The organism is Arthrobacter sp. GQ119 (assembly GCF_059759125.1).
The window spans coordinates 94167-109329 of record NZ_JCAXEA010000003.1; the positions used below are offsets into that span (position 1 = coordinate 94167).

The window sequence follows — 15163 nt, forward strand, 5'->3', positions numbered from 1 at the left end:
GCCGGGATGGGTGAGGAAGAGACAGAGCTGGCCGGAGGCAACGCGTCAGGCAAAGTTGTACGGGTCGGTGACACCGTGCGCAAACCCTGGATCGATAGCAGCGCGGCCGTACAGAGCTATGTTGGCGTGCTCCGAGCGCGTGGCGTGGATGCCCCCGAACCGCTGGGCCGCGACGAGCAGGGGCGCCATGTGATCGAGTTCGTGGAAGGCAGGCTGGCGCTGGATCACATGCCGCTTGGGCACGACGATTTGCTGCGGGTGGGCAGGATGATCCGCCGCATCCACGATGCCAGCGAAGTCGTTCCGATTCCGGACCCCGACGGCTGGAGAATGCTGCTGCCGGCGGAGAATCCGAACCTGATGTGCCATAACGATCTCGCGCCCTGGAACCTCATCATGGGAGATCGCTGGGTCTTCATTGATTGGGATGGGGCAGGGCCGAGTACGCGGCTGTGGGATCTGGCCTACGCCGCGCAGTCATTCGGCATGCTCATCGCCGGGCAAGCCGTCGAATCCGCTGCCGCGAGGCTCCGTGCTCTCGTGGACGGGTACGGTGCAGACGACGCCCTGCGGGAGGCGCTGCCGGCCGCCATGTCGGAACGGACTGCGGCGATGTTCGAACTCTTGCGCTCCTCCAGCGAGAGCGGATTCCAGCCGTGGGCCGAGATGTATTCGAACGGGCACGGCGAGCACTGGCGTCTCGCCGCCGATTACGTCACCCGAAACCAAGCGGCCTGGGAGCGCGCCCTGTCCCGATTGGAGTAGACGTCCCACAGAGGGTCCCGTCAACACGACGGGTTTTAGAAGCTGGCGTGGCTGTACAGGGGCCACGCGGGACGATACTGGACCTGTGATGAGAGCAGCGAGAACCGACGACCTCCCTCGATTGCAGGCGATTGAAATTGAGGCGGGGGCAGCCTTCCGTACGATCGGGATGGACGCTGTCGCAGACGATGCACCGCCGTCACTGGACACTCTGGCCGTCTATGAACGGGACGGGAGGGCTTGGGTCGCAACCGATTCCGCAGACCAGGCGGTTGCTTACATTCTGGTTGACATTGTTGACCGGGATGCCCACATCGACCAGGTGACTGTCCACCCTGATCATGCCCGGAACGGCGTTGGCCGGGGACTCGTCGATGAGATGGCCCGCTGGGCTGTCGCACGCGGACTCACGGGGATGACGTTGACGACCTTCAGAGATGTCCCGTGGAACGCCCCTTACTACGCGCGTCTGGGCTTCGTACTGCTACCTGAGCACGAGTGGTCGGAAAATATGCGCCGGATCATGCAGGCGGAGACTGCCCGTGGTTTGGGCGGGTGGGAACGGGTGGCCATGAGGAAGACGTTGACGTAGGGCGGAGCTTGGAATCGTCTGACTCGGGAAAGTCAGATGGCCGGCGCGTCCCGGGTGCGGTTACTTCGGAAAATGACCACGAGCGCTGCTACCAACGACATGGCGCTGACGGTATAGAGAACCTTGCCCCAGGGCGCGTGATCCCCGCCCGAAATTGCAAAGGCGTCAGCGAGCCCCATCCCGGCTGGAAAGGATGCCATCCAATGTGATGGTGCCGCTAACACGAGCAGCAATAGGTTGAGGCGTGCAGCGGCTTTTCTCGAGATGGAATGCTTCAGCCCCGCAATCAGAACCGCTGCAGCGAGCAATATTCCGATGGCTGCCCAGGTAAGAGCCACTGGCGCCGCAAGTGATTCATTCGCCCGGTCCATAACCGCATGGATTTCGGCCAGCGTGGCGCCTGGTACAGCAGCCAGAGGGTTCCACACCAGGACCTGTAACGCACCGGCAACTGCGTAGCCCACCACGAGCAGGAATCCGGCTACTACTATCCATGTAGCCCAGCGCTGCCTATCTTTTCCCCCATGATCCATAGTCGCAGCCTAGCGCGGATGGCTCCTCTGGCCGCCGGAGCGGAGGATAACCTCTGAGGATTGTCCCCAAGTGTGGGCAGCAAGACGCGCGGCACCTGGGTGGACAGAAACGGCCCGGCCTTTCCTGCCATGAGATGCAATGCGCAACTTCTATTGGCTGTCTGACCTTGGGTCCCTTTCTGCGCCCCTTCATGGTTTGCGGCAGGGGGCCTTTTGCGCATTGTCCATGTGTGCAGTCCAAGGTTTTTCCAAGCTGCCCGGACTAGCGTTCGCCATGCATGGGGATTGAATCCAGGCGGAGGCGCAGATGTCTCGACTTGTATCCGCGGTTGCGGTCGCATCCCTACTGCTCGGAGCATCGGTGGCGTGGAGCCGGACGGATGCCCAGATGGTGGCTCCCCACGACTCCCCGAGCGCGAACGGATCACATGTGCACAACCCGGCGCTGCCGGCCGCGGCATGGGAGCAGGCCCCGGATCCGTTGTCACGGGCAGGCTGGACGGTTTCGGCCAGCGACGAGGAGATTTCCGGCGAGAGCGGCCGGGCCGCCAACGTCCTCGACGGGGACCCCGCCACCTTCTGGCACAGTAAGAAGACCGCCCCTGCTGCCCCCTTGCCGCACACCCTGACGATCCACACCAAAGTCACAAAACCATCTCGGGGGTCCGCTACCTCCCGTCCACCGACCCGGACGGGAGGATCGGCAGCTTCGAGATCCGCGTCAGCACCAACGGCACCACGTGGGGCACCCCGGTGGCCCGCGGCACCTGGGCGGACAGCAGTGACGAGAAAAGCGTGACGTTCGCTGCGGTATCGGCGCACTATGTCCAGCTGCGCGCCATCACCGAGGCCGGCAACCGCGGGCCGTGGAGCACCGCGGCGGAGATCAACCTCATAGGGCAGACCAGCGGGGACCTGACGGTTCAGGCAGTGGCGAGCGGGTCGCCGGGATCTTGGGGTCCAACGATCAACTTCCCGATTGTCCCGGCCGCGGCGGCCCTGCTTCCCGGCAACAAGCTGCTGACCTGGTCCGCCTACTCCCCCACCACATACGGTGGCGCCACAGGCCGCACCCAGACGTCCACCCTGAACCTCACCTCCGGCGCCGTGAGCCAAACCGAGGTGGCCGACACCGATCACGACATGTTCTGCCCCGGGACTTCGATGCTGCCGGATGGCCGGATCATGGTCAGCGGCGGCAGCAACAGCACGAAAACCACCCTGTACAACCCTGGGACTAACACCTGGACCGCGGGGCCGGCCATGAAGATCGCCCGCGGCTACCAGTCCAACGTGACCACCTCCACCGGTGAGGTGTTCACCCTCGGCGGGTCATGGTCCGGCGGTATCGGCAACAAGCACGGCGAGGTGTGGTCCGCCGCCGGCGGCTGGCGGTCACTGCCGATTGTTCTGGTTGACAACATCCTGACCAAGGATCCCGCCGGCGAGTTCCGTGCGGACAATCACGCCTGGTTGTTTGCCGCCCCTGGCGGCCGGGTGTTCCATGCCGGGCCGAGCCGCCAGATGAACTGGATCTCCACCACAGGCGCCGGCAGCATCAGCTCCGCCGGTCTGCGCGCCGACAGCGCGGACGCGATGAATGGTAACGCCGTGATGTACGACGTCGGCAAGATTCTCACCATGGGCGGGGCGACCGCCTACTCGAACACGCCCGCCACCGCCCGGGCGCACACGATCGACATCACCAACGGCGTTACCGCGGCCCGAACCGCCGACATGGCCTTCACCCGGTCGTTCGCGAACGGGGTCGCTCTGCCGGATGGCCAGGTGCTCGTGGCCGGCGGTCAGGCCACTCCTGCTCCCGCCACCGACGTCGGCGCCAGGATGGCTCCAGAGCTCTGGAACCCGAAGACAGGGCTGTGGACTACCTTGGCCCCGATGGCGATTCCCCGGACGTACCACAGCGTCGCCCTGCTGCTCCCGGATGCCCGGGTGTTCGTCGGCGGCGGCGGGCTGTGCGGCAACTGCACCACAAACCATCTGGACGGCCAGATTTTCACGCCACCCTACCTGCTGAACCCCGACGGCAGCCCGCGCGTCCGGCCGAGGATTGTGAGCGCGCCGGCCGCCGCCGATCACGGCAGCACGATATCGGTAACCACCGGATCGCCGACCCCCACGTTCTCCCTAATGCGGACGAGCACGGTGACCCACACCGTGAACACCGACCAGAGGCGGATCCCGCTGACCGCAACCGCCGTCTCGGGCAACACCGCCTCGCTGAAGCTGCCAGCGGATCCCGGCGTGCTGGTGCCGGGCAACTACCTGCTCTTTGCAATGGACGCCACCGGCGTGCCCAGCGTCGCCAAGACGATCAAGATCGCTACCCTGCCGGCTACCGCTCCATCCCGCCGGAGCATCGGCAGCGCCGCTGACATTGTGGCCGCCGGTCCGGACGGTGTGCTGTGGAACTACCCGGCGTCCGGCCAGGGCACCTTCCAGCCCCGGGAAAGGATCGGCGGCGGCTGGTCCGGGCTGGCAAAGGGGCACGTGTCCGACTGGAACAACGACGGCGTCTTCGACATCATCGCGCAATGGAGGAACGGCCGGCTGAGTTTCTACCCCGGAAAGCATGATGGAGGGTTCGCGCCGGCTCAGGCCATCGGTTCTGGATGGGACAGCTATCACCAAACGGTCGGCCGCTGGCGCATGGCTGATAACTACCCGGGAATCGTTGCCTACGACGCTGCAGGAACTCTCTGGCACTATAGCAACAGCGCCGGAAAGACCTTGAGTCCACGCACCAGGATCGGAGCAGGTTGGCGCGGCCTCTACCTCACCATGGTGGACTTCGACCAGGACGACAGGCAGGACCTCCTGGCCAAACGCAGCGACGGCAGCCTAGCGCTGTACCGCTCAAACGGAACCGGCGCCTTCGTCTTGGAATCCAGGAAAGTGGTCGGCGCCGGTTGGAACACTGTCAACAGCATCACCAAAGTGTCGGCATTTACCAGCGGAAGCCACGGAGTCATCAGCCGGCTGACCGACGGCAGGCTCGCCCACTACCCCTTCAGCAAGGGGACCTGGGGGACGCGAACCATCGTCGGCTCAGGCTGGAACGGCTACAACATCTTCCGGTAACCCCGAGGCAGTCAATCGTAACGCGGCAGAGCTCCGGGACGGCTTCCTTGGCCGCCGCCGCGTCGGCAAACTGGCCCGCGTAGTTCGCGACGAGGACACCTATCGACTCATGCGCCACATCCAGGACGACCCACCAGTACTATGATCCAGCAGAAGATCCCCCAAAGGTTATTGCCACTGCCATCTGTCACCTTGCCCGGTCCTCGAACTGCACCACACCTGCACCGTGGATCCCGTACTAATGGACCCACAACCGGTCGGTATTGCGTGGCTTATTTACGAGCGCCCAGACTGCGGCGAGATCGCCACGTCGCGCTAAACAGCGGCTGGTGGACCCCCAGCGACGTCCCCAGCCCGTTACACTCCAGGCAATATGTATACCGGGAAGGACTGGCGCGGTCCTTATAGCGGCGCGGGGCCGCGATTAGTACCAGTACCGTCTTCCGGCAAGAGGGCGTCCGATTGCACCGAGCACGAAAAGCACGAGGCCGATAACAGCCAGAATCCACCCAATAGTTATCAGGATTCCAATGTTGAAAATATAACCAAGGATTAGTAGAACAACTCCGAGTGAAAGCACCTTAGTCCTTACCTTCCCAAATATTCGGACCAACCCTAAGTTGCAAGACGATTGCTTGCGCTCGTCCCATTCGTACCACACCGGGTTGTCGAGTGGAACAGGAACCTTGTACAGATGTCCGTCCCAGCACCGTCCTTTTTTGGCGGCAAACACGCACCGCCAGGTTCACCTTCACCTCCCGTCCGGTGCTGGCGAACAGCGTCTGCGGCGACCGGTAGGTGAACCAGTAATCGCCGGCCTGTGCCCCTCAGGGCGACTCATCTGAGTACGCGATTGCCGGGGGAGACACGGAGGGATAGCCGTCGCACTGAGGCGGTTGGAGAATAGCGCCATGGGCGGATCTATGTATGTTCGCAGGGCCGATGTCTCCGGCCATCTTTCCCTGCGGGGGCGGATGTCGGCCGAGCTCGAAGCCTTCGGACCCTATGCCGCTCGCACGGGCGCAGAGGGGATTGAGCCGAGCAGTGTGTCCGCCCGTGCGGCCTGGGCTGCGGCTGGTCAGACAGTCATCACCCACTTTGTCATGGCATCAGGACCCGGTTCCGGCGCCGAAGTGTCCGAGTGCCTGGTGACGTTCAAGCCCGAGAGCCCCGGCCCCTATCACGCCTCATTCCTCATGGCGGCTCTAGCCGATGAATTGACCGAGTTCGCCAGAACGAGGGTGCTTTCGGGTTTTGCTGACACTGCCAGGTCCATCAGCGTGGTCCACGGCCCCCGCATAATCTGCGCGTCGACGGTCATCCCGTTCTCGGCTGGGCACTGCCTGCCAGGGGCGCGACTGGATTAGCGGTTGTTCACCGTGACCGCGTTTTGATGTGGCTTGGGGCGGAGGATCGGGGTGTCATTCCCGCGACGATCTATACAAGTGACAGCGGCACGTTTGTGATGAGCGGACGCATCATTTCGACGGACTGATGGGCGAACCCTGAGCGACACAGCTCGCCTGGAATCTGACGCGCATTGAAGATCAGGGGTCACAAGACTATTTGCAATTCGCGGTGCAATAGTTCCTTGGTGGCCTGTTCGAGCTCCAACGGCCAAGAGGCCGCGCACTCCTCGGCAAGCATGCGCGCCCTGCCCAGATAGACGGCTGCCATGCTCTGCTGTGCTTCTCGAATGCTGAGCTCGCTGAGCCCAAAAGCCGGGACTCCCTGCAGGCATTGCATTTGTTCCTGGCTCAAATAGCGGCCAATCCGCTTAGTGACCGTCTCACTTCGAATCCCGTTCTCAGCTAGCAACAGATTGACCAGCAGACGATCGCGCATCATAGCCGTAGCCTGCGCAAGGGCGATGAGATCGCCGCGACGGACCGATGCGACCGTTTTGCCGAGGAAGTACAAGAAAATCTGGACGTCTTGGGCGGGAAAGAACGGCTGGCCGGGAGGGTGTTGTGAATTTGGTCTGTCCTGCATTAGAGCATCGCGGTCAAGGAGAATGCGGCGCGCTCCATTGGAAGGCTGTTCGTTCTCCGAAGAGTGAACATTTAAGTCGATGTGGATCCAGTCGGAAGTGAGGCAGATAAACGCTCCCGTCAGTCCAGGAATCGCATCTGAGAGGACCAGATGCACTTGGGAATCGAGCCATTCGATGGCGGCGAAATTCTCCGGCTCCCTCACCTCCAGGTGAAGGTCAATGTCGCTCCAGTCATCTGCCAATCCCCGTGCTAGCGAGCCTTCGAGCCAGACTGAGCGTATGCGTTCATCATCGATACATTTCGTCAGCAGCATTCGAAGCGTAGGTCTAAGCCGAGGGGGCACATCTTCAAGAGTGGCGTCCATACGGAGATTGTTTCATCCCCCGACGGCCTCACATCCAGGAACTAAAAACCACGCTGGATGGCTCTCCACCAGGTACCTTGTAGACGCGTCCGGCTTCGGAACCTTAGCGGACGCGCGGAGATTGCGGATGGTGCAGGACGGGGGGTGCCTTACGGCGTCCAGTATTGTGTGGGGATTAACCGTCGAGCGGCGCAACACCGCCGAATTCCACTTTGACCGGGCACCCAGCCGCCTTTGAATACTTGCGCTCCAAGCTGGCGACGTCCGATGTGGCCTTGACTGATTCATCCAGGGTGAGGGTCAGGTGTGAACCGTCAGGCGATACCGAAGTGATGTTGACAGCAGGGTCGGAGGCCCATAGCTCGTTGGCAAAATCGCTCAGTTTCCCAGGAGAACAGGCGGTTGGCTGGATTGAAATATCGACGTTTGGAAGCCGGGCCAGTAGGTCCCGTAGCTTCGCGCTTACCTGGCCGTGCCAATGAACGATAATCCGGTTCCCCTCGATCACTTCGACTGAGGCGAGCTGAGCATCCCCGGCCAGCTCCCCGCTCAGCGTGCTGGCCGCATGAGAGATCGTTCCGTCGGCAGGCGCGGCTTCAGGACTGACCAGTGAGTCAGTAGGCGGTTGCGTCGGCGTCGGCTCCTGCGTGGGCGGTTGGGCAGCTTCGCCGGCCGGACCCGCCTGCCCCATTCCGGCGCAAGACGTAGCGAAAAGTGAGAGACCGAGTAGGGCAACAGTTAGGCGCCTGATCAACTTTGAACCTCCACTTGGCGCAGCCATACCTCATGCTATTGATCGGTCCGGAATAGGGCTACCCCGCCGCGGCTGCTGCCATTCTGGGAACGCTGAACGAGACATTCTCTGCATTGGGGCCTCCACTTCGATGGCTGGGGGCGGCATCCAGATCGGTGACTGTCCCCTATTTGGTGACACGAAGCGTAAGTTCGTAGTGTTCGCGTTTTGATGCCGGATGGTCACTGGGCGGGAACACTGACACTTCGATTTCTATCAGCCCTCCTGCTGCTTCAGCATCGGATGAGACGGCGTTCATTGCCTTTTGTGTGCAGTTCTCTGCTTGTTCATTTGCTTCCGGAGTGAAGCTGGACCTGCGGGTGATGACCTTGTATCCAGAATCTGTAAGAAGCTGGTGCAGCTCCGGGCAGCTTATGGAATCCATCCCGAGGTCCCACTTCTGGTTCAGCTCAGGGCATGCTGGTACGAGGCAGTAATAACCGGTGTGCAGCGTTTCGGAATCGCTGACCAGCTTCCACTCCGGCTCAGTCTTGAGTTGCTCTGCCACAACCCTCATGTAGGGTGGAGCCTCCTTGCCATTGACGTGGACGCCCATGGTGAAAACAGAGAACAGCTCAGCGGCGGCGACCAAGCCAACCAAAATTCCTGCCCACCAGAGCAGGACGTTACGAGGGTTCTTCTTCTTGCGGGGCAATGGCAGCCGGTACGGGTCGTCGCTCACGTTGAAGTCCTGCTCTCGCAATCGCGTTGGCTCACAGGCTGATCGTAAGCCCCTGTGCTGCAGTTGCTCCCATAGAAAATCCCAATAGGGCGGGTCTGTCCGCAAGCGTCCCGTTAGCCGGTCGATCACGTGCTGCAGGAGCCTGCCGACACGTTCCGCGCTGTGAATCTCAGCGATAGATGGCAGGCTTTTCACGGCGCTAAATGTCACGCTCGCTGTCCTCAACGCGGCCCGGACGGGTAGCCACATCAGCTGCCTGCTCCTGCCGGCTGTCTTGAAACGCCAGGGATTCAAGGTGTTGCACTCATCATCTGAACTCCCCGCAGCACCTAGGTTATGAGACAAGCCAGACGGACCAGACGCAGGGGCGGTCTGCCTAAGGGAATCGCTATCTGGAACCATCCCCACCCATCTGCCTTCAACTTGTGGGATGGAGCGAGTTGGCCCAGCCATTCCAGTACGTTGCGGTTTGGCTCTCCTGGCGAACCACGCGGTCGGGCGCGTCGCCCTTAGCGGGCCAGAAGCTGAGCTGATAGGTGTCGATTGGCTCCTCCGTTTCAACGGTTGTGTCCACTGCACGGGCAGAGTCCATTCCCTTTGCCGCGTACCGGACGCGATAGGTGCCGGGGGCTAGGTCTATTGGATATGAGACCTGGCCTGCCCACTCCTCTAGGAAGGGACGGTTGACCATTGTGGATGAGACTTCGACGACGTCCTCCCATGCCCGGTCCAGTGGCGGTTCTGCATCGGAGAACTCGACGCTGAAATTCACGTGACCGGTGTGCAGACCCGTGACTAGAAATAGGAGGTTGGGGCTGGATGCACCGCACAGGCCATTGCACTGACCTCGAAAAGATGCCTCCAAATCGGAATCGAAGACGGGCCCGGACACGACATAGGCCTGGCCGTAGTGCACCCACAATCGACCTTTGAAGAGGGTCTTCATGGCAACACTCTAGACTGCTCGCGGATCTTATCTCGGCGCCCAAGATGCCCCAGCCACGGGTCCGCAATGTGCACTGCAGTGCCCGTTGGGCCAGCGGCTTACAGGCGGTGCTGCTCCATGACCACAGCAGGGTATCCCAGCAGATTAACCCTAAATGGCCAAGAAACTGAGGTGGCTATTATTGGTGGGGTGGATGGACCTTTGAGCAAGGGAACGGTGAAGACCTGGCATCGCGAAGAAGGGTGGGGATCTATCCGGATTGAGGGCGTGGCCGCAGAATGCTTCGCCCATTTTTCTTGCATCGTCCAGAGGGCTAATGAGTTTCTTGAGCTTGTTCCAGGCGAGACGTAAGGCTTACTTGGCACGAGGCGCAGCAGGATGAATTCTCCATTGTTGCGGACCGCGTGGAGCGTTCCTAGCCTGACCTCTATAGGGCTAACCCAGGAGTGCTACCTGGACTGACCTGCCTCGCCGGTATTCGGCTTTGCCTTGAGTTCTTTGATTCGGAGGCGGAGAAAGATGATGACCAGCACTAAGGCGTAGATCGCCGTTATGGCGATGGCTGCCATCACTGCGAAATAAAGAATCCCCAGTACTCCGAACGACACCATGCCAAGCCCCCACTATCTGTGTGTCTACTTGCCTAGGCTCCGAGGCTAGCACTGCTCACCGGTTGTCATCTAAGGAACCCTCTACGGCTTTCTGCCGTACGGGGCAAGGTCTGCCCTCGCTCGTGGAAAAAGCTGAGGAGTCCCTCGTATCCGCCGACATTAGTCGGAAGAAGTACCGCGATTTCCTAAGTCACTGGCTTGTACTCGGCCCCTTCTCGGCATCCCCTCCGGCAGCTCCTGCAAAGGTTCAGCGGGATCTTCGGGGATCCTTGAACGCCACACCAAGAATTCAAAGCACGCGGCCGAGCGAAGTGCATGGCTCGAGGGCAGGATAGAGAACATGGAAGTCCTTGGGAGCCGCATCCTGCTTCATCCGTCCGAACCTGGGCAGAGCCAGCGGTTTTATCGGGACACGTTGGGCTTGGCCATCTACCGAGAGTTCGGGAGTCGTGATGCGCCAGGTCTGGTGTTCTTCCTGGGAAACGGTTTTCTCGAGGTCAGTGGACGGTCGACTGATCCGCAGGGGAGCGCCTTGGAGATCTGGATTCAGGTTCGCGACGTGCAGCTCGAGCACGATCGGCTGCTGGCGGCCGGGGTACCGGTGATCCGCAAGCCGCAGCAGGAGCCGTGGGGGCTGGTGGAGATGTGGATCGCGGACCCCGACGGAGTGCGCATCGTGCTCGTTGAGGTTCCAAAGGATCACCCCCTGCGGCGCGACCAGCGGTGATCATTTCTTCTCTCGCGGCCGCCGTCCCGACGGCATCCTTTGCAGTGGAACGGATGTTCGAAGGGCCGGGTCGTAGCATTGGGCAGATGAAGGTTGGTAAGGTCCATGGACGCTCAGAGCGGAAACTGCAATGACCGGTGAAAGGGATCGGGATGCTTCAAGGCGCCCGCGGCAGGCCCGGCCACGTGACGCTCTTGGGCGGCCGCTGCCGTACGGAAGCGCTGGCGTGGAGCCGGTCTCCGAGGAGCCGCTGCCGCCGGCGGAGACGTTGGTCTCGGCCCGGAGCCTAGTGGAAGCGGGCCGGCCCTTCGCCGCGCATGAGGTACTTGAGGCCCGATGGAAAGCTGGGCCGGCCCAAGAACGCAACCTTTGGCAAGGTCTCGCCCAGATCTGCGTCGGGCTCACCCACGCCGCCAGGGGGAACAGCGTTGGCGCGCTCCGGCTTTTCGAGCGCGGTGCAGCCCGACTCGAGGAGTACGGTTCCGGCGAAGGGCCGACGTACGGGCTCGACCTGTCCGCCGTTGTGAGTTGCGCACGCGATCGGATGGGCACCGGCCGCTGAGCTCGCGAACAGCATCCTCGCGGCAGGCGGCGGAGGCACTATTTCCGGGACACTGCTGAGAGTTTGCTTGACCATTAACTTGTCTCATAAGGGGGAAGGTCCAATGGGACAGATTCGCGGCAGCGTGGGATTGTCCCGCACGAGGATCGTCCTTGCGGGCATCCGGATGCATTGCGAGGATGGCTTCGACCTCGCGGTGGACGCGGTCGTGGTTAAAGGACCGGAAGCCAAGGCCGTCCGCGATACGCCTGCCAAGCTTGGCGAACAAGGCGATCGAAGTGCGCAGGGCCTTGGCAGAGTCCGCAGCGTCGAAATGCCCCCAGGCCTGTTCAAGCGCTTGCTGCACGTCGGCGTCCATCCATTGCCGCATGCGGGAGCCCAGGAAACGCACGTCGTAGTCGCGTCCGTGGCGCACGTGGTGATCCCACTCGATGAAGGTCAGCAGTGATGCTTTCAGGTCTCTGTCTCTAATCTTGCTTGACCATGGCTCGTCTCGAACGATTGCCTTTGCGCACATCAGTGCGGCCGCGTACCCCCAGTTCAGTCGCTCCTCAAATGCCGCCTCGTCGGGCAACGAAGTTCCCGCCGCAGCCACATGCAGTGAGCCGGAAAGACCGTCCTTGTCCACGAGGACGGTGAAAGGCCGCTCATAGCGGATCGTCGGCAGCACGTCAGACCTGATGACTGTCAGGTCCAGCTTGCCGCCGATGTAGTACACCAAGCGGGCCGGGTGCCACCCGGGGGTTGCCAAGCGTTCGACAAGGAGCACGTCCCCGAGTTGATCCCACCAGGAATCATCTGCAAGGAGCGGTGCCGGGTCCGTGGCGTAGATCTCGATATCGCGATCCGACAGGGGGTGCGTCTCGTGTGCTGCTGCGGAACCAGTCATCACCATCGCGCGCACGTTCTCGCTGTTCTGCGCCCATGCGGTCAGCGTGTCGATTGCTTTGTCGTACTCCACGCCTCCAGCTTTCCACAGAGTACGGCGCCCAGCAGGGCCGGGCGCCCGTAAGCCGGTCGACAACGTGAGCAATTTCCGTGAAAGCGCCCTTAAGCGGATCCTGCACCGGGCACCTGCTGAGGTTGCGCGAGTCTGACCACGTGCAGTCGGATGCTAGTCGCCTTCAGTTCCTTCCCATCACTGAGCCAAGCAGCGGCGAACTTTGCATAGTCTCGCTAAGCGGGGAGAGCTATGCTGGGTACCAACTCTTCATCAGAGCAAATAAGGAGAGGCCCCGCTCCTGGCAGAGCGAGACCTCTCGGTTCGAATTGGCTAGAAGGGCCAATGATGGGCGAGTTGACCAAATGCAAGGATGATCGCCGCTATCCCGTAGAGGACCTTCGTACAGTCCAACCGGATGGCGGCGTTCACGTTAACGCGAACCCTGGATTTTCGTTTGCTGGCCATAGGGCCATAGCCTCCTGTTCTATCCAGGTTGAAGTGGAACCACTTCGACCTGGAAGATACTGGCGTCTGAGTGAACCGAACAAGCAAAACTGTATGGACTGGCCACTGCTATCTCCACTACAGTGAGATGACGGGTAAAGCCGCAGGTTTGACACATGGATATCAACGTTGACGTAAGTCAAAAACGTGCGGCTTTATACGTTCAGACTTAGGTGTGGAAATTAGGGGTTATGGGCGTTTTCACCGTAGATCTTTCCCGAGCGCCTAACGTCAAGGAGCGCAAAGCGCTTACTTCCAGACTGGAACGGCTCGAAGGTGGTTACGGTGAGTCCGTGGCTCGCGTCATTGCTTCCACGACTCATCTGCTTGGCGGGAAAGGCCCCCTGGCCTCCAAAGGGTTTCGGGTCAGACCTGCCTTCTCGTACAAGGCAACGCCTCCTCCGGGGGACTTTTCTGACAGAAAAGTTCCTTCACACGATCTCCGTCCGCCCGCGACACGCATCTCATCCAGTCAGGGATCAACCCTCAGGCTCTACCTCATGAGCATAGCCATCGCTCAAATGGGCAAAACAGCTGGTGGAACCGCCGGCTCTCTGCCCATCATCGGTGAGGCCGAAAAGGATAAAGACCTTCTCGGTCTAACCGATATAGTCGCGACCAACGCGGTCAAAACCCAAGAGAAGAACCACTACCTCCATGCACGTGACAAACGCGCCAGGTCTATCCGCAACAGCCTGACCACGCTCAGCAACGCTGGCCTCGTAGATCTCGGTTCAAAGCCGGGAGGTGGCACTGACTTCGAAAATTACACGCTCCTCGACGAAACCGGAGGCTCCGTAATTGAACCCAGTGTCTATAAAGTGCCCAGACCACATGACGTCACCATCACCTTGCCCCCGGGGTTCATCACCAAGTCTTGGCTCCATGTCCTCGAGGACTCAGAAATCACCCTCCTGCTCATGATTGCTTGCGGCCTAAGGAGCCTGTCAGGCACAGGTGTAGCTATTTCTGGAGAAGACAGAGTTCTGCATTACGGGATTGGACCGGATACGTACGCTCGCGCGCGAAAAACCCTGGAATGGTTCGGCCTTATCGACGTGACCGAGAGCGATCGCCACCGGGATGGTCGCACCGAAGGCGATAAGCCGCATCAGCTTCACCGGTTCGCAATCATTCCGTCCGGGTTCGACCATGAAGCCCTCACAACGGCTAAAACAGCTATTACCGAGCAGCTAGCTCGCCGTCAGTGATGGAAGTCGCGGCGCGGGCCTAATCCTCATGCCGAGCCTAAAAGCCATACATGGCAAGGCCGTCAGCCATGAGGGGTGCTCGTAGGCTCTCAACAGTCGCCAAGTCTCCATCACGCCGGGTACTGAAGCGCCGCACTTGCCCGAGGGCTCCTTTCCGCACCCTGGCGCCAGCGTTCGTAAGCCGGTCCAGGCGGGGAACCGTTTATGGACGCTTCCGCCGACCCTGCAGGTGAGCAACTGAGAGCTCGGTGCCAAACCTGCGAGGGCTGTCCGGTGTCTGGGGTTGGGGGCTAGGGTTTGGGCATGACAGGGGGCAAAATGCGGGAGCGTGATGACGAAGGTCGGCGGGAGCAGGGGAAGAGACTGCCAAGTTCACGGATGCGCCTGTTCGTTGTGGGCCTTTGGGTGGTGGTGGCTGCGATATGGGCGGGCTTAGCTTTCTCCGCGAAAGGCGAAGCTCAGGTTTGGTCTTCTCTCCTTGTAGCTCTATTCCTTTCCCTGGCGGCTATTAACCTGTTGCCATTCCGTAAGTCCCCTAAGCGTAAGGATGGACCAACGTAGACCACGGGCCTTACTAACGGGGCAGCAGGTTGGGCCGTACGATCCAACATCCACTTCTTGTAAGCGGAAGGGCATGCGGATCGGGTTGTGCGGTTGCGTTTAGGGGTGGGGGATTATCCGTCGAGCGGGGCAACGCCGCCGAATTCCACTTTGACCGGGCACCCAACTGCCTTTGAATACGTGCGCTCCAGGCTGGGGACGTCTGAGGTGGCCTTGACTGATTCATCCAGCGTGATGGTCAGGTGTGAACCGTCAGGCGATACCGAAGTGATG

The 15163-nt window shown here is 61.1% G+C and carries 13 protein-coding genes and 1 pseudogene; 7 read left to right on the forward strand and 7 right to left on the reverse strand.

Going from position 1 to position 15163, the window contains the following annotated elements; genetic code table 11:
- Positions 1-6 precede the first annotated feature (6 nt).
- Together AC6CH3_RS03970 and AC6CH3_RS03975 are read left to right on the forward strand one after the other, a co-directional pair.
- Complete coding sequence (locus tag AC6CH3_RS03970) at positions 7-765, forward strand: phosphotransferase (RefSeq protein ID WP_498131210.1); 759 nt, start codon at positions 7-9, stop codon at positions 763-765.
- Positions 766-934: 169 nt separating this feature from the next.
- Positions 935-1357, forward strand: coding sequence for a GNAT family N-acetyltransferase (locus AC6CH3_RS03975; RefSeq protein ID WP_498131211.1), 423 nt, complete (start codon positions 935-937; stop codon positions 1355-1357).
- A gap of 32 nt (positions 1358-1389) precedes the next feature.
- On the opposite strand, the gene AC6CH3_RS03980 is transcribed toward AC6CH3_RS03975, so the two are convergent.
- Complete coding sequence (locus tag AC6CH3_RS03980) at positions 1390-1890, reverse strand: hypothetical protein (RefSeq protein WP_498131212.1); 501 nt, start codon at positions 1888-1890, stop codon at positions 1390-1392.
- A 654-nt stretch (positions 1891-2544) separates the two neighbouring features.
- On the opposite strand from AC6CH3_RS03980, the gene AC6CH3_RS03985 reads away from it, so the two are divergent.
- Together AC6CH3_RS03985 and AC6CH3_RS03990 are read left to right on the forward strand one after the other, a co-directional pair.
- Positions 2545-4992 carry a galactose oxidase-like domain-containing protein gene (locus AC6CH3_RS03985; protein ID WP_498131367.1) on the forward strand — a complete coding sequence of 816 codons (2448 nt, stop codon included), beginning with the start codon at positions 2545-2547 and terminating at the stop codon, positions 4990-4992.
- A 911-nt stretch (positions 4993-5903) separates the two neighbouring features.
- The gene (locus tag AC6CH3_RS03990) at positions 5904-6359 is read left to right on the forward strand and encodes a hypothetical protein (RefSeq protein WP_498131213.1); all 456 of its coding nucleotides are present in this window, start codon (positions 5904-5906) and stop codon (positions 6357-6359) included.
- A 187-nt stretch (positions 6360-6546) separates the two neighbouring features.
- On the opposite strand, the gene AC6CH3_RS03995 is transcribed toward AC6CH3_RS03990, so the two are convergent.
- The 5 genes from AC6CH3_RS03995 to AC6CH3_RS04015 all read right to left on the reverse strand — a co-directional run bounded on the left by AC6CH3_RS03995 (position 6547) and on the right by AC6CH3_RS04015 (position 10382).
- The gene (locus tag AC6CH3_RS03995) at positions 6547-7350 is read right to left on the reverse strand and encodes an aminoglycoside 6-adenylyltransferase (protein WP_498131214.1); all 804 of its coding nucleotides are present in this window, start codon (positions 7348-7350) and stop codon (positions 6547-6549) included.
- Positions 7351-7525: 175 nt separating this feature from the next.
- Positions 7526-8041, reverse strand: coding sequence for a hypothetical protein (locus tag AC6CH3_RS04000; protein ID WP_498131215.1), 516 nt, complete (start codon positions 8039-8041; stop codon positions 7526-7528).
- Positions 8042-8270: 229 nt separating this feature from the next.
- Positions 8271-8825 carry a hypothetical protein gene (locus tag AC6CH3_RS04005; protein ID WP_498131216.1) on the reverse strand — a complete coding sequence of 185 codons (555 nt, stop codon included), beginning with the start codon at positions 8823-8825 and terminating at the stop codon, positions 8271-8273.
- A 418-nt stretch (positions 8826-9243) separates the two neighbouring features.
- The gene (locus AC6CH3_RS04010; protein WP_498131217.1) at positions 9244-9771 is read right to left on the reverse strand and encodes a hypothetical protein; all 528 of its coding nucleotides are present in this window, start codon (positions 9769-9771) and stop codon (positions 9244-9246) included.
- A 449-nt stretch (positions 9772-10220) separates the two neighbouring features.
- A complete protein-coding gene (locus tag AC6CH3_RS04015; protein ID WP_498131218.1) occupies positions 10221-10382 on the reverse strand; it encodes a hypothetical protein in 162 nt (53 codons plus the stop codon).
- Between the two features lie 340 nt (positions 10383-10722).
- Here AC6CH3_RS04015 and AC6CH3_RS04020 point away from each other — a divergent pair, with 340 nt between their 5' ends.
- Entirely contained in the window at positions 10723-11109 is a 387-nt protein-coding gene (locus AC6CH3_RS04020) for a VOC family protein (RefSeq protein ID WP_498131219.1), read from the forward strand.
- 130 nt (positions 11110-11239) lie between these two features.
- Positions 11240-11494: pseudogene (locus tag AC6CH3_RS04025) on the forward strand (DUF309 domain-containing protein); the annotation flags it as partial.
- Between the two features lie 16 nt (positions 11495-11510).
- Here the strand turns inward: AC6CH3_RS04025 and AC6CH3_RS04030 are convergent.
- Positions 11511-12632 carry an aminoglycoside 6-adenylyltransferase gene (locus AC6CH3_RS04030; RefSeq protein WP_498131220.1) on the reverse strand — a complete coding sequence of 374 codons (1122 nt, stop codon included), beginning with the start codon at positions 12630-12632 and terminating at the stop codon, positions 11511-11513.
- 986 nt (positions 12633-13618) lie between these two features.
- Here AC6CH3_RS04030 and AC6CH3_RS04035 point away from each other — a divergent pair.
- The gene (locus tag AC6CH3_RS04035) at positions 13619-14329 is read left to right on the forward strand and encodes a hypothetical protein (protein ID WP_498131221.1); all 711 of its coding nucleotides are present in this window, start codon (positions 13619-13621) and stop codon (positions 14327-14329) included.
- The last annotated feature ends 834 nt before the right edge of the window (positions 14330-15163 follow it).

Coding starts and splice junctions, on each gene's coding strand:
- AC6CH3_RS03970 (WP_498131210.1), top strand. CDS start 7: ATGGGTGAGGAAGAGACAGAGCTGGCCGGAGGCAACGCGTCAGGCAAA.
- AC6CH3_RS03975 (WP_498131211.1), top strand. CDS start 935: ATGGACGCTGTCGCAGACGATGCACCGCCGTCACTGGACACTCTGGCC.
- AC6CH3_RS03980 (WP_498131212.1), bottom strand. CDS start 1,890: ATGGATCATGGGGGAAAAGATAGGCAGCGCTGGGCTACATGGATAGTA.
- AC6CH3_RS03990 (WP_498131213.1), top strand. CDS start 5,904: ATGGGCGGATCTATGTATGTTCGCAGGGCCGATGTCTCCGGCCATCTT.
- AC6CH3_RS03995 (WP_498131214.1), bottom strand. CDS start 7,350: ATGGACGCCACTCTTGAAGATGTGCCCCCTCGGCTTAGACCTACGCTT.
- AC6CH3_RS04000 (WP_498131215.1), bottom strand. CDS start 8,041: ATGGGGCAGGCGGGTCCGGCCGGCGAAGCTGCCCAACCGCCCACGCAG.
- AC6CH3_RS04010 (WP_498131217.1), bottom strand. CDS start 9,771: ATGAAGACCCTCTTCAAAGGTCGATTGTGGGTGCACTACGGCCAGGCC.
- AC6CH3_RS04015 (WP_498131218.1), bottom strand. CDS start 10,382: ATGGTGTCGTTCGGAGTACTGGGGATTCTTTATTTCGCAGTGATGGCA.
- AC6CH3_RS04020 (WP_498131219.1), top strand. CDS start 10,723: ATGGAAGTCCTTGGGAGCCGCATCCTGCTTCATCCGTCCGAACCTGGG.
- AC6CH3_RS04035 (WP_498131221.1), top strand. CDS start 13,619: ATGAGCATAGCCATCGCTCAAATGGGCAAAACAGCTGGTGGAACCGCC.